We start from the raw sequence: 18,195 nt of genomic DNA on the forward strand, positions 1-18,195 counted from the left end.
CGCTGCGGACCAGGTCTTCCCGGCGCGCCCGTACGGGCCGGACCGCCCTCCAGTCCGGGACCTGTAACAACCGCCGTCGCACCGCACCTGAACACCCGTTCCGTTACCCCGGGAAAGCAGCACGGAGGTTCCCTCGAACAGCGGCCGAACGCTGCGATTGCGCCGGCCCGGCAGGAGTGGTTGAGTGACCCTTGAAGCTATGAATCGAGGTTCAGAACATCATGGCCTACCGGTCCACCGCCCGCACCGAGGCGACCCGGCTCGCACACCGGGAGCGGCTGCTCGACGCCGCACGCGAGCTGCTGGCCGAGGGTGGCTACGCCGCGGCGAGCATCGCCGCGCTCGCCGACCGTGCGGGCGTCGCCACCGGCAGCGTCTACAACCACTTCGCCTCCAAGCAGGTACTGCTGGCCGCCGTCTTCCGTCATGTCGCCGGTCACGAACTTCAGGCGGTGCGGGAGGCGGTACGGGCGGAGGGCGGGGCCGCGCAGCAGGTGCGGGCACTGGTCGAGGTGTTCTCGTACCGCGCGCTGCGCACTCCGCGCACGGCATGGGCGCTGCTGGCCGAGCCGGTCGATCCACTCGTCGAGCAGGAGCGGCTGACGTATCGGCGCGGCTACCACGGGCTGGCCGAGTCGATCGTCGCGGCGGGTGTGGCCACGGGGGAACTGCCCGGCCAGGACCCGCGGCTCTCGGCCGCCGCCGTCATCGGAGCGGTCAGTGAGGCGCTGCTCGGACCGCTCTCCCCCGTCGGCGAACGCACCGACCCCGGCCCGGTCGTGGACGGCATCACGGCCCTGTGCCTCCGGGCCGTCGGGGCCGGTCCGCCGTCTCCGCGCGCCGAACCCACCGCACCCCGGACAGGAGCTCCGTCATGACCACCACCGCACCCCAGGCCGGCCCGCACACCGGTGCGGCGGTCCCGCGCCGCACGCACGAGGTCACCAACCAGGCGCCGCCCCGTGCCGGCCTCGACGAGTACGGCACCAACACGTCCCTCGTCCAGGCCGTCACCGCGTTCGGCGCCGGGTGGCACGGACAGGAGCTGCACGGGATCGGCCGGCTGGTCGGCTCGCCGGAGTTCCAGCGCGACGCCGAACTCGCCCACACCTCTGCGCCCGTCCTGCGCACCCATGACCGGTACGGCAACCGGATCGACGAGATCGACTTCCACCCCGCCTACCACGAGGTCATCGGCGCGGCCGTGGGCCACGGGGCGCACACGGCGGGCTGGGCCGATCCCAAGCCGGGCGCCGCCGTCGCACGGGCGGCGACCTTCATGCTCTTCGCCCAGATCGAACCCGGCCACGCGTGTCCGATGTCGATGTCGCACGCCGTGGTCCCGGTGCTGCAGCGCGATCCCGAGGTGGGCCGGGACTGGCTGCCCGGCCTGCTGAGCCGCTCGTACGACCCCCGGCCGGTCGCCCCGGCCGGCAAGTCCGGTCTGACCTTCGGCATGGGGATGACGGAGAAGCAGGGCGGGTCCGACGTCCGCGCCAACACCACCCGGGCCGTCGCGGTGGCGTCCGACGCGCAGGGCCGGGCGCATCTGCTGACCGGCCACAAGTGGTTCTTCTCCGCCCCGCAGTCGGACGCCTTCCTGGTCCTGGCGCAGGCGGAGGCGGGCCTCACCTGCTTCCTGGTCCCCCGGGTGCTTCCCGACGGGACACGCAACACCGTCCGGATCCAGCGGCTGAAGAACAAGCTCGGCAACAAGTCGAACGCTTCCGGTGAGGTCGAGTTCGAGGACACCTGGGCCCTGCGGGTCGGCGAGCCCGGCCGGGGCGTCCCCACGATCATCGAGATGGTCAACCACACCCGTCTGGACTGCGTGCTCGGCACCACGGCGGGCATGCGCCAGTCCGTGTCCGAGGCGATCTGGCACGCACGCCACCGCAGCGCCTTCGGCGCGCGGCTGGCCGACCAGCCGGCGATGACCGCGGTCCTCGCGGACCTCGCGCTGGAGACGGAGGCCGCGACCTGGACGTCGATGCGGCTGGCCCACGCGTACGAGGCGGACGGCGGCGAGCAGGAGGCGATGTTCCGGCGGCTGGCCACCGCGGTGTCGAAGTACTGGATCTGCAAGCGGGGCCCGCACCACGCCTACGAGGCGCTGGAGTGCCTGGGCGGCAACGGCTACACGGAGGACTGGCCGCTGGCACGCCGCTACCGGGAACAGCCGGTGATGGCCGTGTGGGAGGGCTCGGGCAATGTCATCGCCCTCGACGTGCTGCGCGGGATCGCCCGGACGCCGCAGTCCCTTGAGGCGTTCTGGGCCGAGCTGGACGGCACGTCCGGGGCCAGCGCCGTACTGGACGCGCACATCGGCCGGGTGCGGCGGGATCTGGCCGAGGACCTGCGCGATCCCGTCGCGGCGCAGACCCGGGCGCGGGCCACGGTCGAGGGCATGGCGCTGGCGCTGCAGTCCTCGCTGATGCTGCGTCACGCGCCGGCGGCGATGGCCGGAGCCTTCGTCGAGGCCCGGCTCGGTGAGGGCCGCGGCCACCAGTACGGGATCCTGCCGCGGGGCACCGACGCGGCGGCGGTCGTGGCCCGGCACTTCGGCGAGGCTTAGGCAGCTGTCCGGGCCCGGCCCGCCCGGCCGTCACGGTCCGCCGGGCCGGGCGGCCCGGCCCGGGCTCCCGGTGGACCGGGCGAGCAGGACCACCGAGCAGACGGCGGCGAACGCGCACCAGGTGGAGACGAACTCCAGGCGCCACAGTGCGGCACAGACCGCGGCCCCGCCCGCGACCAGCACGCCGAGCCGCACCAGCACCCGGTCGCCGGACAGGAGCAGGGCTCCGACGGTGGCCAGGAGATAGCCCGCCACGAGCAGGCCGGGGTGCGGAAGGCCGAGGACGTACCCGACGGTGTGTCCACGGATCTGTGCCGTCACCGGCCGGGTCGCCAGACTGTGCGCGAGGGCGGCCGAGGTCACGGCCCCCGCCGCGAGGGGCACCGCGAGCCGGCGCCGGGCCTGTGGCGGGGCGGCGCAGAGCACGCCCAGCGGCACCCACAGCGCCAGGGCCGGCAGCGCGATGACCGCCCAGGCCGTGGTGGCCGGTCCGGCGCCGCCGTCCGCCTGCCGGACCACGGACTCGATGATCTGGTGGGCGCCCAGCAGCAGCGGCAGCGCCGCGAGCGGGAGGTCCCGGAGGCGGCGGGTGCGGGTGACGCAGAGCGCGCCGACGGCCGCGATCGCCGTGCCCGCGACGAGGTCGGCGCTCGCACTCCAGCACATGGCGCCACCCGGGGTTCTCGCATGGGGCGGCCGGTCCTCATCGCGGTCGCTCCCCCGCTCACGCTACGGGCCGCCCCGGCGGGTTCGGATGAGGACACTCCGACTTCTTGACCGGTGCATGCCGTTGACGTACCGTCACCGCTGTTCGCATACAAGAACTCGGTTCACCATGCGGAACATCACGGGACATCGTTCCGATGGCCGAGGGATTGCCTGCCACCGCACCAAACCACTCATTGGTGCCTGCGGAGGACTCCGCAGGCGGTGAAAGGAACACCCAGTGCGTACCAGAAACCAGCATGCCAGACGCAGGGGCGGCCGGGCAGCCGCCTCGTTCGTCGCGATCGCCGCGCTCGTTCTCGCGGGGCTGACCGCGCTCTTCGCCACCGGTTCCGCGACGGCGGCCCCCGCAGCCGGCTCGTACAGCCTGTCGAACGCCGCCAGCGGACTGTGTCTGGAGGTCCCCGGCGCGGGGACCTCCGACGGCGTCCAGCTCGCCCAGCGTGCCTGCAGCGGCGCCGCGAACCAGACGTGGCAGCTCAAGGCCTCCGGCAGCGGCTACACCCTGGCCGCCGCGCACAGCGCCAAGTGCGCCGGGGTCCGAGGCGCGTCGACGAGCGCGGGCAAGGCCGTGGAGCAGCAGAGCTGCACCGGCGGATCCGGTCAGGTGTGGACGCTCGCCCAGGTCAGCGGCAGCACGTACCAGGTCGTCAACGCCAACGGCGGCAAGTGCCTGAACGTGAAGGACAGTTCGACCGCGGCCGGCGCCCTCGTCCAGCAGAACTCCTGCGACTCGGTGACCAGCAAGCGCTGGACGTTCACCGCGGCCGGGTCGACTCCGACCGACCCGCCCACGGATCCGCCGACCGACCCGCCGACGAACCCCGGTTCCCCGCCCGCCTGGCCGACGCCCACCAGCAGCCAGGCCGTGACCGCGACGATGAAGGTCTCCGGCACCTACGACGGCGGCCTGAAGCGCTTCTACGGGAGCGGCGACCTGGGCAGCGACGGCCAGGACGAGGACCAGCCGGCCCTGATCGAGCTGGCGGACGGCGCCACGCTGCAAAACGTCATCCTCGGATCCCCCGCCGCGGACGGTGTGCACTGCCTGGGCGCCTGCACGCTGAAGAACGTGTGGTGGCAGGACGTGGGCGAGGACGCCGCCACCTTCCTCGGCGGATCCTCCTCGCTGGTGCGCACGGTCGACGGCGGCGGCGCGAAACTGGCGGACGACAAGGTGTTCCAGCACAACGGCGGAGGCACCCTGATCATCAAGAACTTCCAGGTCCAGGACTTCGGCAAGCTCTACCGCTCGTGCGGCAACTGCTCGACCCAGTACGGCCGCCACGTGCAGGTGCAGAACGTGTGGGTCACCGCGCCCGGCGACGGTCTCGTGGGGATCAATCCCAACTACGGTGACACCGCCCGCCTCTCCGGCGTGACGATCTACGGCGACGGCGACCGTGACATCGACGTCTGCACCAAGTACAAGGGTGTGACCAGCGGCGAGCCCAGCAAGACGGGGACCGGCCCGGACAGCACGAACTGCCTGTACGCCACCTCCGACATCACCTATGTCGACTGATCACCGGTGACGTGCCCGGCCCGCCCGCCCCGGCATCGGGGCGGGCGGGCCCGCGGCTCGTCGGGGCCGGGCAGGACTCAGGCCGTCGCGTCCGACCAGGCGTACGGCGGCGGTACGGGCCCGTCCCCGGGCCCCGCGCCGGCCTGACCCAGCTCACGGTCGGCCACACTCATCAGCTGACCCGCGACATCGCGCATCGCGCGGCTCGCCGCCAGTTCGTCACCGATGGTGGGCACGTCCGGATCCTGGGGACTGCACCGGGCGACCCCGTGACCGGTGAGTTTCGCCGTACCGGTGTCCAGCACCGCCTCCGCCTTCGTCGTCCCGTGGTCCTCCGACAGATCGACCCGGACCGTCCACTCCTCCGTGCGATTCATCGTGCACCTCCCGGCCCGCACCGGCAGGCAGGCGCCGCCGCCGTACGGGTCCACTCCCAGCATGCCCCCAACCGGCCCGGCACGCCCGTTCCTGCCCGCCGGGTCCCTCTCGGCCTGCGCGGATCCCCGGACCGCCCTACGATGCGAAGACCACGCCCGCAGCGGCCGGGCCGCGACCCTCGCCCTCCGGGTCACCAGCGTCGGCCTCCCGGACCGACCCGCCACGACGGACCCTGTGGCGCGGATGGCCCTACCTGCCCTGCGGAGCGGCCCATGAACCGGCGTCGTCCTCCCCGCCCGGCCAGCGCCGAGGAGTTGCTCACCACCCTCCAGGACCTCACCTCACGGGCGCGCCGGGAGGTCGAGCTGCACCAGGCGCGGGTGGAGCTGGCCGAGGCACTGCAGCGTGAGATGCTGCCTCCCGCCCTGCCGGACCTGCCCGGTCTGCGGACCGCCGCCCGGTACGCCCCGGCGCGCAGCGGCCTGGACATCGGCGGCGACTGGTACGACGGGTTCCGGCTGCCGGACGGTTCGCTGGCCTTCGCCATCGGGGACGTGCAGGGGCACGACGTCGAGGCGGCGGCCTTCATGGGCCAGATACGGATCGCGATGCGCGCGCTCGCGACCACGGCGACCGACCCGGGCGAGGTGGTGCGCCGCACCAACGACCTGCTGCTGGCCGTGGACTCCGGTCTCCTGGCCACCTGCACCTTCGTCCGGCTCGATCCGCGGACCGGCGAGCTCCGCAGTGCCCGTGCCGGTCATGTGGGGTCGGTGTGGGCCACGGCCGACGGGCGGTCGGGCATCGCCGAGGACGAGGGCGGTCTGCCGCTCGGGATCCAGAGCGGTGAGGAGTACCCGGTCACCACCCGGCGGCTCACGGCCGACGGAGCCTTCGTCCTGCTCACCGACGGCGTCGTCGAGGGGCCGTCGTACCCCATCGACGAGGGGCTCGACGCCGTGGTGCGGATGGTGCGCTCACGCGTCGGCGACGACGCGGAGGAACTGGCGGACGCGATCCTGGGGACCGCGGAACGGACCGGGCACGAGGACGACGCCGCCGTACTCGTCCTGCGCCACGAGGCCTTTCCCGTCGTTCCCCGATGAGGCGGCGGGGACCGGCGCGTGTCACGCGGCCGCCTCGTGTCGCGGCCGGTGTCTGATGTGAACCGTGATCCGCAGCGAGAAGAACCGACGCGCGGCCGTGGCGTCACTGCGCGTCCTGGTCGTCGCAGGTGCGTACTACGCGGCCGCGGACCTGGGACTGCTCCGGGAGGTCACCGTGCACGGGGCGGTGGTCAGCCCCCTGTGGCCGCCGACCGGAATCGCGCTGAGCGCCCTGCTGTACCGGGGGCTTCGCGTCTGGCCCGGGATCGCGCTCGGTTCCCTCCTCGTCATCACCAACCTCACCGGCTCGGTGACGGCGTCCACCGCCCTCGTCGTGGCGGGCAGCACGCTCGCGCCCGTCTCCGCGTTCCTGCTGCTGCGCCGCGTCGGATTCCGTACGGAGCTGGACCGGCTGCGTGACGGCGTCGCCCTGGTCTTCCTGGGCGCGATGGCCGGCATGGTCGTCAGCGCGACCACGGGGACCGCCGTGCTGATGGCCGACGGCAAACTGCCCGCGAGCGGGTTCTGGTCGGTCTGGGCGGCGTGGTGGGCCGGGGACGTGATGGGCGTGCTCGTGGTCACCCCGCTGCTGCTCGTGCTGCGCAAGCTGCGCAGGCCGCGGCTCACCGACCGGTGGGCGGAGGGGAGCGCGCTGCTGGTCGTCGCGGTGCTCGGCACGCTGCTCGCCACCCGCAGCTCGCTGTCGATGCTCTATCTGGTGTTCCCGATCCTCATCTGGGCGGCGCTGCGCTTCCAGCTCGCGGGAAGCGCGCCCTGCGCGCTGCTCATCTCCGTCCTGGCGATCGTCGCGGGAACGGACCGGGTGGGTCCCTTCACCGCCCACACCATGGTCGAGGTGATGGTCAACCTGACGGTCCTGAACGGGGCCGTCGCGCTGACCTCGCTCCTGCTGGCCGCCCTCGTCGCCGAACAGCAGAACGTCCGCCGCAGCATCGAGCGTGCCTGTGAGGAACTGTCCGACCTGGTGGACCAGCTCGCCCCGGGCAGATCGACGGCCGCCTGGCCGTCCCGGCCCGGGGAGGATCACGAGAGCCGCTGAGCCTCCCCGGCCAGGACCGGGCCCGCGTCCTGCCGGGTCACCGCGGGAAGTGCCGGTCCAGGAAGTCGTTACGGAAGGTGCCCGCCGGGTCGTAGCGCTCCATCAGCTTCTCGAAGTCCTGGTACCGCCCGTACAGCGTGCGCAGGACGCCCGGGTCCGTACCGAAGACCTTGCCCCAGTGCGGGCGCGCGCCGAAGGGCGCCAGCGCCTCCTCGATCTCCGCGAGCACCGGCGCGACGGCCGCGCCGTCGGGGACCCAGGTGAAGTGGAAGGCGACCGAGTCGCGGCCCGACGCGGGGCTCAGCCACAGGTCGTCGGCGGCCACGGTGCGGATCTCGGAGATCTGCAGCAGCGGGGCGATCCGGTCCCGGAGCCGGCCCACGGCCTCGTACGCGGCCGCCGCGTCCTTCCGTGCCACGAAGTACTCGGACTGGAGTTCGTCGCCGTTGCTGGGGGTGAACTCCAGCCGGAAGTGAGGCAGCCGCCGGTGCCAGGCTCCGGGGACCCCCTCCTGCCGTGTGCAGTTCCCGGCCGGCACTCCGGGGATGGGGTGGCGCGGGCCGTCGGCGAGTCCGGCGCCCCGCCACTCGGCCGGCGCCTGCCGTGGCCCCTCGTCCCCCACCCGCTCCTTGAGCCACACCTGGCCCACCGGCCCCGGCCGCCAGTCGGTGAAGACGCTGACGCTGTACGCGGCCGACATCACCTCGTCGAACCCCTCGGTCAGCGCGGCCTCGGGCAGGTCCTCGTAGACCCACTGCTGAACGTCGAAGGCGGGCACCAGGTCCAGCGTCAGCCGCGTCACCACGCCCAGGGCTCCCATGGAGACCACCGCGCCCGGGAAGTCCGCGTCGCCGCGCCGCAGGGTGACCGTCCCGCCGTCCGCCGTCACCATGTCCAGGGCCCGGACGGCCCCCGCGAGGGAGCGGTTCCCGACGCCGGAGCCATGGGTTCCGGTCGCACAGGCGCCGGCCACCGAGATGTGCGGCAGCGACCCCAGATTGTGCAGCGCGAAGCCGCTCTCGTTCAGCTCACCGGCGAACTCCCCGAAGCGCAGGCCCGCACTGACCGTGACCGTGCGAGCCTCCCGGTCGATGTCGACCACCCGCGGGAGTCCGGCCACCGAGACGAGGTCTCCGTCGGTGTCGGCCACCGTGTTGAAGGAGTGGCGCGTGCCCAGGGCCCGCACCGTGGTGGAGGCGGCGACCGTCTCCCGCAGTTCGGCCTCGGTGCGCGGTATGCACAACCGCCTCGCCCCGAACGTGATGTTGCCGGCCCAGTTCGTCTCCGCGGGAGTCACCGTGCGTTCCTCTTTCGCTCGTGCCGGGCGCTGTCCCCCGGCACCACATTCTCCCAGACCGGGGCGGGCACAGGACCGGCGAGCAGGGCGGACGAGCAGTCCGCCCGCGGTGGAGGGCGGTCGGCGGACGCATACACCCACCCGCACATCATCGGCGTTCCGCTACGCCCCGCTTACCGACAGCCACCCCCAAAACCTGAGATCCGGCACGTATCGGGACGAGTTCCGGGCACCTTCGCCTGTCTGAACTTCACTGGAACACCAGCGAAATGGCACGTGTGTGGATATCGTGCACCGAGCGATGGCGCATCCGTCAGTCCACAGGATCGGCGGATGCGCCCCGTTTGTGGAGATGCGACTGTGACTGGGGGGTTCATGGGGCATGTCGAGCTACCCGAATCCGAGATATCAGGGCCCGCGGGACCCGCGGGGGCACCTCGTCCACGAACTGCTTCGAAGCGGCCTCGCGGCCAGGAGTTCGACCGCCTGCCGCAGGGCCCGACCGTACAGCGCGACCGTTCCGCCCGGCCCGGGCCGAAGACCGGACCCGGCCGGCATCTGCCACTCGTCATCGGCGTGGACCTCGTCGGCCTGGTGATTCCCGCCTGGCTCGTCCTGCGCGCCGACGTACAGCCCAGGGCCCTGGCCGGTGCGGCCGCCGCCGCGATGGTGTGGTCCGGCGTACGGGCCGCGCGCGGCCGGTACGCGGTGCGGGGCACGGGCCGGCCGCCCGGGGCCCTGGACGCCACCGGGGACTGGCTGCTGCTCATCGGGGTGCTGGCGGTGCTCTGGACCGTGGCCGACAGCACCATCGACCCGGCGACAGCCGTCGTGGCACTGGTTCCGGGCCTGCTGGCGACGGCGACGGCTTCCGGGGCGCGGCGGCTCCCCTGGTCCGCACGGCGCCGGGCCGTCCGCCGCGTGCTGGTGGTCGGCGAGGCCGCGGCGGTGGACCGGGCGGTACGGCTGCTCAGCTCCCGGCGGGATCACGGCTACCTCGTGGTGGCCGCCGTGCCCGTCGGGACGGGGGGCCTGACCTGCGAGGCCCCGGTGCCCGGACGGCTGGCGCCCGAGCCCGCCGACGACGACGCCTCGACGGTGCTGGGCGCCGCCTTCGCGCACGACGCGGACCTGGCACTGGTGGTGCCGGGGCCGCAGCTCGCCGAGGAGCGATTACGGCGGCTGTCCTGGGGGCTGCACGACGGCGGGCTCGACCTGTCCGTGCTGTCCCACCTCTCGGAGATCGCCGAAAGCCGCATCCGGCACTCGTCGGCCGCTGGGCTGACCCTTCTGCACATCGTGCCGCCCCTGCGGCGCGGCCCGCAGCAGGCCCTCAAGGCCGCGGTCGACCGCACCGGCGCCGCGCTGGGCCTGATCGTGCTGGCCCCGCTGCTGCTGGTGATCGCGGCCGCGGTCCGGCTCACCTCGGCCGGTCCGGTCCTCCACCGGCAGATCCGCCAGGGGCAGCACAACCAGCCGTTCACCATGTGGAAGTTCCGCACGATGGTGGCGGACGCCGAGCGGCAGAAGGAGCGACTGACGGCGTCGAACGAACATGACGGCCCGATGTTCAAGATGCGCCGCGACCCCCGGGTGACCCGCGTCGGCAGGCTGCTGCGCCGCTCGTCCCTCGACGAGCTGCCCCAGCTCTTCAACGTGCTGCGAGGTGACATGTCCCTGGTAGGTCCGCGGCCGCCGTTACCGGACGAGGTGTCCCGCTACGACGCACGGGAGCTGCGGCGGCTCATGGTACGGCCGGGGCTGACCGGGCTCTGGCAGGTCAGCGGGCGCTCCGACCTCTCCTGGCAGGAGACCGTCTCGCTGGACCTGTGGTACGTCGACAACTGGTCGGTGGCCACGGACGTGGGACTCATGGCCCGTACGCTGCGCGCCGTCACCGACGGCCGCGGGGCGTACTGAGTGCGGGCAGGGCGGATGGCGTCAGGAAGAGCGGTCCGGATGGGCGGTCGCGCGGCCGCGGCCGTCCGCCCGGCCGAAGGGCCCGGCCCCGGGAACCGGTCAGACCTGTGCGCCCTGCTGTTCCAGCCACCACGCGTAGGTCCGCGCGATTCCGTCGCGCAGGGAGATCCGCGGCTCGAACCCCAGGGAGGAGAGCCGGGACACCTCCAGCAGTTTGCGCGGGGCGCCGTCCGGCTTGGCCGTGTCCCAGTCGATGCGCCCCTGATAAGACGTCACTTCTGCCACGAGGGCGGCAAGTTCGCGGATCTCGAGGTCCTTCCCGGAACCGACGTTGACGGGCGCGTCACCGTCGTACCGCTCCAGCAGCAGCACGCAGGCCGCGGCCAGGTCGTCGACGTGCAGGAATTCACGGCGGGGGCTGCCGGAGCCCCAGAGCGTGAGCGCCGGGGCGCCGCTTCGCCGCGCCTCGTGGAAGCGGCGGATCAGCGCGGGCAGGACGTGCGAGGTCTCCAGGTCGAAGTTGTCGCCCGGGCCGTAGAGATTGGTGGGCATGGCGCTGATGTACGAGGCGCCGTACTGGTGGCGGTAGGACTGGATCTGCACGATGCCGGCGATCTTCGCGAGGGCGTAGGCCTCGTTGGTCGGCTCCAGCGGGCCGGTGAGCAGCGCGGTCTCCGGTATGGGCTGCGGAGCCAGCCGGGGATAGATGCAGGACGAGCCGAGGAAGAGCAGCCGCTCGGTCCCGGCGGCGTGCGCGCCCGCTGTCACGCTCAGCTGGATGCGCAGGTTGTCCTCCAGGAACTGCACGGGATACGTGCGGTTGGCCATGATCCCGCCGACCTTGGCGGCGGCCAGCACGACGGCGTCGGGACGCACGTCGCGCAGGAAGGCGCCGGTCCGCTCGGCGTCGCGCAGATCGAGGCGGTCGCGCCCGCGCGTGATCACTTCGTGGCCGTCGGCGGCCAGGCGGCGCACCAGCGCGGAGCCCACCAGACCGCGGTGGCCCGCGACGAACACACGGGCGCCGGGGCGCAGCAGGGACGGGACGGATTCCTGGGGAGGGCCGGGGAGATCAGTCGTCATGGCTCGGATTGTGCCAGCGCCTCCAGGCCGGGGCGCCGTTTCATGACGAACCTCTCGAACGCGCACATTGCGAAGTCCGACGGCCGCCCAGGCGACCGCAGAAAGGGGAGACGTGGCGAAGACCGCGCTCATCACCGGCGTGACCGGACAGGACGGTTCGTACCTGTCCGAGCTGCTGCTCCAGAAGGGATACACGGTCCACGGCCTCATACGCCGCTCGTCGAGCTTCAACACCGAGCGGATCGACCACATCTACCAGGGCCCCGAGGTGGAGGGCCGCTCGTTCGTGCTGCACCACGCCGATCTCGCCGACGGGGTGGCGCTGGTGAACCTGCTGCGCGACATCCGGCCCGACGAGGTCTACAACCTCGGGGCGCAGTCGCACGTCCGGGTCTCCTTCGACGCCCCGCTGTACACCGGTGACGTCACCGGACTCGGCACGGTCCGGCTCCTGGAGGCCGTACGGGCCAGCGGTATCGACACGCGTGTGTACCAGGCGTCCTCGTCGGAGATGTTCGGCGCCAGTGCGCCGCCGCAGAACGAGCGGACCCCGTTCCACCCGCGCAGCCCGTACAGCGTCGCCAAGCTCTACTCGTACTGGGCGACGGTCAACTACCGCGAGGCGTACGGCATGTTCGCGGTCAACGGGATCCTGTTCAACCATGAGTCGCCGCGCCGCGGGGAGACCTTCGTGACCCGGAAGATCACCCGGGGGGTGGCCCGGATCAAGGCGGGCCTCCAGACGCGTCTGCACCTGGGGAATCTGGACGCGGTGCGCGACTGGGGGTACGCGCCGGAGTACGTCGACGCGATGTGGCGGATGCTCCAGTGCGACACCCCCGACGACTACGTGGTGGCGACCGGAGAGGGCGCCAGCGTCCGGCAGTTCCTGGAGTACGCCTTCGAGCACGCCGGTCTCGACTGGCGCGAGTACGTCCGCCACGACGCGAAGTACGAGCGCCCCAGTGAGGTCGACGCGCTGATCGGGGATGCTTCCAAGGCCGCGGAGCTGCTGGGCTGGAAGCCCGCCGTGAAGACGCGGGAGCTGGCCCGGATCATGGTCGACGCCGACGTCCGGCAGCTGTCCGACCAGCTCACGGGCGCTGCCGTGCGGGTGGACCGATGAGAGGCCCCGGCCGCAGGGGTGTGTCCGCCGCCGTCCCGGCCCGTGCGGCCGGGGTCCTGACCGCTCCCGTGGTCGCGCACGACCCCCGGCCGTCGCTCACCACGCCGGTGCTGGGGACCGTCTCCGGCGCACCCACCGCCCCCGCGGTGGTGCCGAGCGCGCCGGCCGGGGCCCTGGGCTCCGCCTCCTCACTCGCCCTCACCAGCGGCGGGGCGCACAGCCTCCGCACCTGGCCGGGCGAGGTCGCATGCGCGGCCTGCGGGCCGCGGCTCGTCCTCACCTTCGGAGCTGAATGATGAACCACAGTACGGGGCCAAGGCCCTGGGCACGCGGCCGCGCACGCGCGGCGGCCGCGGCGCTCTGTCTGCTCGCCGGGACCCTGAGCGCCGCCGCTGCCGGGGGCTCCCCGGCCGCGGCTCTCACCCCGCCCGTCTCCCTGACCGCGGACGACCTGTCCACCTGGCAGACCAACGGCATCGTCTGGTCGATGGCCGCGTCGGCCGACGGGGTGGTCTACGCGGGCGGCACCTTCTCCACCGTGCGGCCGCCGGACGCGGCGGCCGGTACGTCGGAACAGCCCGCGGTGAACTTCGCCGCGTTCGACGCCGCGACCGGGGCGCCGACCGGCTGCAGCCTGTCGTTCACGCTCTCCTCCGGAACGGCGACCGTACGGTCCCTCGCGCTGTCCCCGGACGGCGACACCCTGTACGCGGGCGGTCAGTTCGGGGCGGTCAACGGGGTGGGGGTCAGCAACATCGCGGCCGTCGACACGGCCACGTGCACTCCGCGCCAGAACTTCAAGGTGGCCGTCTCGGCGACCGTCCGGGCGCTCGCCGTCACCGATGACACGGTGTATCTCGGCGGTGACTTCAACAGCGTGGCGGGGCAGACCCGGAACAAGTTCGCCGCCGTGACCACCGGCGCCCAGCTCAAGCCGTTCACCGCGAACACGGACGAGGTGGGCCGCGCCGTGGAGGTCACGCCCGACGGTCAGCACGTGGTGATCGGCGGTGACTTCTTCACCGTCAACGGGACGGACTCGCACGCCCTGGCCGTGGTGGACGCCACCACGGGCGCCCTGGCCAAGAGCTATCCGGGCTTCATTCCCGACGCCTCCACGGTGCAGGACCTGACGTCGGACGCCACACAGTTCTACGCCGCCGGCGAGGGCACCGGCAGTGGTGTCTTCGACGGCCGGATCGCCCTCGACCTGGCCACCTTCTCGCAGGTCTGGCGCGACACGTGCCTGGGCGCCACGCAGGCACTGCTGGTGCACAACGGCGTGCTCTACAGCGGCAGTCACGCCCACGACTGCGCGTCCATGGGCGAGTTCCCCAACCAGTCGCGCAAGCACCTGCTGGCCCAGGCGGTCGACGATCCGAAGCTGCTGGCGTGGTTCCCGGACACCGATGACGGCATCGGGGAGCCGGTCGGGCCCCGGGTGATGGCGCAGACGGACAAGGGGGGTCATCACTACCTGTGGGTGGGGGGCGAGTTCACAACGGTCAACGGAGCCGCGCAGCAGGGCCTGACCCGGTTCGCCGACGGCCCCGACACGGGGGCGCCCTGGGTGCCCAACGCCGGCGTCTCCACGGTCCGCGCGGGCGAGGTGGACGTGAACTGGCAGACCAGCTTCGACACGGACGACGGTGCGCTGACGTACCGCGTCTACAAGGACGGTGCCAGCACGCCCGTCCACACCGTCACGGGCACCTCGCTGTTCTGGGACCGCCCCCAACTGACCTGGACGGACCGGAACGTGGCGCCCGGCGAGACACACACCTACCGGATCAGCGCGAGTGACGGCACCAACACCAGCGCCAAGTCGCCCGCGGTGACGGCGGTCGTGGCGTCCGCGGCGCAGGCGTACCCCGCCAGGGTGATCGCCGACGGCGCTTCGCTGTACTGGCGCTACGACGAGGCCACCTCGACGTTCGCGGCCGACGCCTCGGGGGGTCTGGACAACGGCTTCCTGCGCAACGCACCCTCCTACCGGCAGACTCCGGCCGCGATCTCGGGCGCTTCGACCGCCATCGGGTTCAACGGCACGGACGAGTACGCCTACAGCAACAGGCGGCACGCCCAGCCCGCCACGTTCTCGGTGGAGACCTGGATCAGGACGACGACGGCCAAGGGAGGGAAGATCATCGGCTTCGGCAGTCTGACCATGCAGGACAGCCGCCAGTACGACAAGCACGTGTACATGCGCAACGACGGGCGGCTGATGTTCGGGGTCAACAGCGGTGGCAACCGGACGGTGGCCACCCCCGCCGCGTACAACGACGGCGCCTGGCACCATGTGGTCGCCACCCAGGGCTCCGGCGGCATGGCCCTGTACGTCGACGGCCAGCTCCGCGCCGCCGACCCGCTGTACACCGGCAGCCAGAGCTACTGGGGCTACTGGCGGGTCGGCGGCGACAACCTGGCCGGCTGGCCGAACCGGCCGACGAGCAACTTCTTCGCCGGGCAGGTCGACGAGACGGCGGTCTACCCGGTCGCGCTGAGCAGCGCGCAGGTCGCCGCCCACTACGCGCTGAGGACGAGTGGATGAGGTATCCGTTCCTGGCCGGCGCCGTCGTCGTCATGGCGGCGGCGCTGGCCGCCTGCGGATCGTCGCCCGACGCGGGCGGGGAGAAGACGGCCGGCGCCCACGCGGCCGCCGCGTCAGGGCCGGTGGCGGGACCGGGGCCCGGGCCGGGGGGTTCCTCCTTCCCCGGTCCGCGAAGCTCGCCTTCCCTTACGCCGCCGAAGATCCCGAGCGACGAACTCACCCCGGCCACCGGCTCGTTCACCAAGCAGCAGAAGGAGTACCTCGTCGACCGGGTCCCCGAGGGCACGGACCCCGCGGCCGTGCTCCAGACCGGACAGGAGACCTGCGACCGGCTGACCTACCTCGTGAAGGTGGACCGGGACACGGCCGCCGGTGGCATCGTCACGGGCGAGATCGCCGGCGCCGGGCCGGCCGTCGCGCACCTGTGCGTCCAGCACCGGGATCTGGTCGAGCGGGCGTCCGCCGGGTACGCCGACGGCACGCACGAGGGCGAGCGGCTGCGCCCGGGGCGCTACCGCGACGTCACGCCCACCAGGAACTGCGGCTGGCAGATCACCGGGTCGAACGGCAAGGTCCTGGCCTCGGGCTCCTCCGCCGACGGGAAGCGGACCGCGATCACCATCCCCGAGGGGGCCCGCTCCTTCACCTCCACGGGCTGCTACGCCTGGCTGCCCGAGGGAGACGACGGATGAGCAAGCTGCCGATAGCCGTGGCGATCCCCACCAGGAACGAGGGGCTCAACATCGCCGAGGCGGTGAAGTCGGTCCTCGGCCACTTCGAGGCGGTCGTCGTCGTCGACTCGCACAGCACCGACGACACGGCGAAGATCGCCGCGGAGTGCGGCGCGGAGGTCGTCATGTACACCTGGGACGGCGGGCACCCCCGGAAGAAGCAGTGGTGCCTGGACCACGTCCGCACGGACCTGGACTGGATCCTGCTGCTCGACGGCGACGAACGGCTGAGCCCCGGCCTGCTGGCCGAACTGCGGCAGACGTTCGCCGATCCGGACGCGCCCAGGCCGGCGGCGTACGACATCCCTCTGGGGTACTGGTTCTCGGGGAAGCGGCTGCGGCACGGGTACACCATTCGCAAGCGATCGCTGACCGACCGGACCCGCAGTCGCTATCCGGAGGTGGGAGATCTCGACGCGCCCGGCATCGGCGAGGTGGAGGGGCACTACCAGCCGGTCGCGGAGAGTGTGGGATCGCTGCGCCATCCGATCGAGCACCAGGACCTCGACCCGGTGACCGCCTGGTTCGAACGGCACAACCGCTACTCGGACTGGGAGGCGTGGCTGGAGCACCACCCGGACGTCAAGGAGCAGGTGCGCCGGGTCAAGTCCCGGCAGGGGCAGCTGTTCCACAAGGCGCCGTTCAAACCGCTGGTGTCCTTCGCGTACATGTACGTGTACCGGCGGGGCTTCCTGGACGGGCGGGCGGGGTTCGACTTCGCACTGGCGATGAGCTTCTACCGGTGGCAGATCGCCCTCAAGTCACGGGAGAGGCCGGTGGTCTGAGTCAGGGGCGTCTCCGGCGGACCACGTCCTCGTAGGTCCGCCGGAGCGTCCGGGTCACGACGTCGATGGTGAAGTGCCCGTTGACCAGCTCCCAGGCGGCCCGGCCCGCTCGCGCGTTGGTGTCGGGCTCCAGCAGCTCCAGCACGGCCTGCGCGATCTTCCGCGCGTTGGTCCGGTCCTCACCCGCCCGGCTGTCGATCACCCGGCCCGCTCCGGCCCGCGCCACGTCGGGGCCGAGACCACAGGTGCGGGTGATGACCACGGGAGTGCCGACGGACATCGCCTCCAGGACCGAGACGCCCAGGGGTTCCTCGATGGACGGCAGGACGTACACGTCGGCCTGCCGTGCGGCGGCCAGCACCTCTTCGTGGCCCAGCGGTCCGACGTGGTCGAGCGCGTCCCGTACGCCCAGGCCGCGGGCCAGTCGCAGGGTGCCGGGCAGTGCGCCGGTGTCGGGCCCGGCCAGGACGAACCGCGTGTCCGGGTGTTTCGCCAGGACCGCGGGCATCGCGGCCACGAAGTCGCGGGGCCGCTTGCGCTCCTGGATCCGGGCGAGGAAGAGGACCGTCGGCGGGCGGGCCGGGTCGCGGGCCGGCTTGAACTCCTGGGGGCGTACGCCGTTGACCAGGCGCACGGTGCGGGTGAGCGCGACGGGGGCCGCGACGGCGTTCACGTCGATCCGCTCGGCCTCGGTCAGGTGGAGCACCGCGTCCGCGCCACGCAGGACCTTCCGCACCCCGAGCAGGTCGGTCAGCCGCGCCACCCGCTTCTCGGTGGGGTCCACCATGCCGTGCGTCTGGACGACGAGCGGGGTGCGGGTGGCGAGCGCGAGCAGCGCGGCGGGCAGCGTCACCAGGTCGCGCATGAGGTGCACGTGGACGAGGTCGGCGCCTCGCATCATGCGGCGCGCCGTCCGCAGGAGGGCTCCCGAGGTGATGCCGCTGACCCCGAACACCGGCAGCAGGTGGCGGGCCTGGAAGAGGGGGACGGGCACCCCTTCCACCTCGTCGGGCAGGGGACCGTCGAAGCCGTCTCCCAGGGCCATGATCCGCGCGTCGTCACCCCCGGCGCGCTGGACCTTGGAGAGGTTCAGGGCCACCCGGGTCGGACCGCCGAAGGCGTGGTCCGGGGTGTGCAGCGTGACGATGTGCAGGATTCTCACCAGGGGTTCCCCTCGACCTCGGCCGGCTGTCCACAGACTAGCCATCGCATCACGCCAAGTGGGTTGATTGGCTAACTTGATCTTTAACCTCAGGGCCCGAACGATCTCTCGTACTTGATCACTCGGACTGGTAACTGCGGTGCACGCAGGCGGCCTTCGGCTGAGCATGT

Annotated in this window: 15 protein-coding genes and 2 pseudogenes; 12 read left to right on the forward strand and 5 right to left on the reverse strand. The window is 72.4% G+C overall.

The genetic code is table 11. The annotated features are described in order from the left end of the window. Positions 1-221: 221 nt before the first annotated feature. Both ABZ454_RS11935 and ABZ454_RS11940 read left to right on the forward strand, forming a co-directional pair. On the forward strand, positions 222-878 hold the full coding sequence (locus ABZ454_RS11935; protein ID WP_356325336.1) for a TetR/AcrR family transcriptional regulator: 657 nt from the start codon (positions 222-224) through the stop codon (positions 876-878). Beyond that, a complete protein-coding gene (locus ABZ454_RS11940; RefSeq protein ID WP_356325334.1) occupies positions 875-2,575 on the forward strand; it encodes an acyl-CoA dehydrogenase family protein in 1,701 nt (566 codons plus the stop codon). Before ABZ454_RS11935 ends, ABZ454_RS11940 begins: the two co-directional genes overlap by 4 nt. A gap of 30 nt (positions 2,576-2,605) precedes the next feature. Here ABZ454_RS11940 and ABZ454_RS11945 read toward each other — a convergent pair whose 3' ends face one another. Beyond that, a complete protein-coding gene (locus ABZ454_RS11945; protein WP_356325332.1) occupies positions 2,606-3,241 on the reverse strand; it encodes a DUF6629 family protein in 636 nt (211 codons plus the stop codon). A 280-nt stretch (positions 3,242-3,521) separates the two neighbouring features. Between ABZ454_RS11945 and ABZ454_RS11950 the strand changes: the two are divergent. Further along, a pseudogene (locus ABZ454_RS11950) lies at positions 3,522-4,061 on the forward strand (RICIN domain-containing protein); the annotation flags it as partial. 69 nt (positions 4,062-4,130) lie between these two features. Further along, positions 4,131-4,826 (forward strand): annotated as a pseudogene (locus tag ABZ454_RS11955) (pectate lyase); the annotation flags it as partial. 77 nt (positions 4,827-4,903) lie between these two features. Here ABZ454_RS11955 and ABZ454_RS11960 read toward each other — a convergent pair. Continuing rightward, entirely contained in the window at positions 4,904-5,203 is a 300-nt protein-coding gene (locus tag ABZ454_RS11960; protein WP_359537468.1) for a DUF1876 domain-containing protein, read from the reverse strand. 273 nt (positions 5,204-5,476) lie between these two features. Here ABZ454_RS11960 and ABZ454_RS11965 point away from each other — a divergent pair, with 273 nt between their 5' ends. Both ABZ454_RS11965 and ABZ454_RS11970 read left to right on the forward strand, forming a co-directional pair. Next, complete coding sequence (locus tag ABZ454_RS11965) at positions 5,477-6,310, forward strand: PP2C family protein-serine/threonine phosphatase (RefSeq protein WP_356323927.1); 834 nt, start codon at positions 5,477-5,479, stop codon at positions 6,308-6,310. 64 nt (positions 6,311-6,374) lie between these two features. Beyond that, on the forward strand, positions 6,375-7,370 hold the full coding sequence (locus ABZ454_RS11970) for an MASE1 domain-containing protein (RefSeq protein ID WP_356323928.1): 996 nt from the start codon (positions 6,375-6,377) through the stop codon (positions 7,368-7,370). Positions 7,371-7,407: 37 nt separating this feature from the next. Here the strand turns inward: ABZ454_RS11970 and ABZ454_RS11975 are convergent, their stop codons facing one another. Beyond that, on the reverse strand, positions 7,408-8,667 hold the full coding sequence (locus tag ABZ454_RS11975) for an FAD-binding protein (RefSeq protein ID WP_359537469.1): 1,260 nt from the start codon (positions 8,665-8,667) through the stop codon (positions 7,408-7,410). Between the two features lie 375 nt (positions 8,668-9,042). Between ABZ454_RS11975 and ABZ454_RS11980 the strand changes: the two genes are divergently transcribed. Further along, complete coding sequence (locus ABZ454_RS11980; protein ID WP_359537470.1) at positions 9,043-10,587, forward strand: sugar transferase; 1,545 nt, start codon at positions 9,043-9,045, stop codon at positions 10,585-10,587. A 99-nt stretch (positions 10,588-10,686) separates the two neighbouring features. Here ABZ454_RS11980 and ABZ454_RS11985 read toward each other — a convergent pair whose 3' ends face one another. Beyond that, the gene (locus ABZ454_RS11985) at positions 10,687-11,670 is read right to left on the reverse strand and encodes a GDP-L-fucose synthase (RefSeq protein WP_359537471.1); all 984 of its coding nucleotides are present in this window, start codon (positions 11,668-11,670) and stop codon (positions 10,687-10,689) included. 112 nt (positions 11,671-11,782) lie between these two features. On the opposite strand from ABZ454_RS11985, the gene gmd reads away from it, so the two are divergent. Genes gmd through ABZ454_RS12010 form a run of 5 tightly spaced genes read left to right on the forward strand, consistent with a single transcriptional unit; the run spans position 11,783 to position 16,863 of the window. Next, the gene (gene gmd / locus ABZ454_RS11990) at positions 11,783-12,796 is read left to right on the forward strand and encodes a GDP-mannose 4,6-dehydratase (protein WP_356323935.1); all 1,014 of its coding nucleotides are present in this window, start codon (positions 11,783-11,785) and stop codon (positions 12,794-12,796) included. Beyond that, positions 12,793-13,092 carry a hypothetical protein gene (locus tag ABZ454_RS11995; RefSeq protein WP_359537472.1) on the forward strand — a complete coding sequence of 100 codons (300 nt, stop codon included), beginning with the start codon at positions 12,793-12,795 and terminating at the stop codon, positions 13,090-13,092. The genes gmd and ABZ454_RS11995 overlap by 4 nt, the downstream gene beginning before the upstream one ends. After that, complete coding sequence (locus ABZ454_RS12000; RefSeq protein ID WP_359537473.1) at positions 13,089-15,347, forward strand: LamG domain-containing protein; 2,259 nt, start codon at positions 13,089-13,091, stop codon at positions 15,345-15,347. Before ABZ454_RS11995 ends, ABZ454_RS12000 begins: the two co-directional genes overlap by 4 nt. After that, a complete protein-coding gene (locus tag ABZ454_RS12005; protein WP_356323941.1) occupies positions 15,344-16,039 on the forward strand; it encodes a hypothetical protein in 696 nt (231 codons plus the stop codon). Before ABZ454_RS12000 ends, ABZ454_RS12005 begins: the two co-directional genes overlap by 4 nt. After that, positions 16,036-16,863 (forward strand): glycosyltransferase family 2 protein, encoded by an 828-nt coding sequence (locus tag ABZ454_RS12010; RefSeq protein ID WP_359537474.1) that lies wholly within the window; start codon positions 16,036-16,038, stop codon positions 16,861-16,863. Before ABZ454_RS12005 ends, ABZ454_RS12010 begins: the two co-directional genes overlap by 4 nt. Before the next feature lies 1 nt (position 16,864). On the opposite strand, the gene ABZ454_RS12015 is transcribed toward ABZ454_RS12010, so the two are convergent. Next, positions 16,865-18,025, reverse strand: a complete 1,161-nt coding sequence (locus tag ABZ454_RS12015) for a glycosyltransferase (protein ID WP_359537476.1) — start codon at positions 18,023-18,025, stop codon at positions 16,865-16,867. Positions 18,026-18,195: the final 170 nt, after the last annotated feature.

This window comes from Streptomyces sp. NPDC005803 (genome assembly GCF_040630435.1).
GTDB lineage: Bacteria > Actinomycetota > Actinomycetes > Streptomycetales > Streptomycetaceae > Streptomyces.

Bases quoted from the DNA above. Each gene is read 5' to 3' on its own strand.
- ABZ454_RS11935 (WP_356325336.1), top strand. From the start codon at position 222: ATGGCCTACCGGTCCACCGCCCGCACCGAGGCGACCCGGCTCGCACAC.
- ABZ454_RS11980 (WP_359537470.1), top strand. From the start codon at position 9,043: ATGGGGCATGTCGAGCTACCCGAATCCGAGATATCAGGGCCCGCGGGA.
- ABZ454_RS11940 (WP_356325334.1), top strand. From the start codon at position 875: ATGACCACCACCGCACCCCAGGCCGGCCCGCACACCGGTGCGGCGGTC.
- ABZ454_RS12005 (WP_356323941.1), top strand. From the start codon at position 15,344: ATGAGGTATCCGTTCCTGGCCGGCGCCGTCGTCGTCATGGCGGCGGCG.
- ABZ454_RS11945 (WP_356325332.1), bottom strand. From the start codon at position 3,241: ATGTGCTGGAGTGCGAGCGCCGACCTCGTCGCGGGCACGGCGATCGCG.
- ABZ454_RS11965 (WP_356323927.1), top strand. From the start codon at position 5,477: ATGAACCGGCGTCGTCCTCCCCGCCCGGCCAGCGCCGAGGAGTTGCTC.
- ABZ454_RS11960 (WP_359537468.1), bottom strand. From the start codon at position 5,203: ATGAATCGCACGGAGGAGTGGACGGTCCGGGTCGATCTGTCGGAGGAC.
- ABZ454_RS11995 (WP_359537472.1), top strand. From the start codon at position 12,793: ATGAGAGGCCCCGGCCGCAGGGGTGTGTCCGCCGCCGTCCCGGCCCGT.
- ABZ454_RS12000 (WP_359537473.1), top strand. From the start codon at position 13,089: ATGATGAACCACAGTACGGGGCCAAGGCCCTGGGCACGCGGCCGCGCA.
- ABZ454_RS12010 (WP_359537474.1), top strand. From the start codon at position 16,036: ATGAGCAAGCTGCCGATAGCCGTGGCGATCCCCACCAGGAACGAGGGG.
- ABZ454_RS11985 (WP_359537471.1), bottom strand. From the start codon at position 11,670: ATGACGACTGATCTCCCCGGCCCTCCCCAGGAATCCGTCCCGTCCCTG.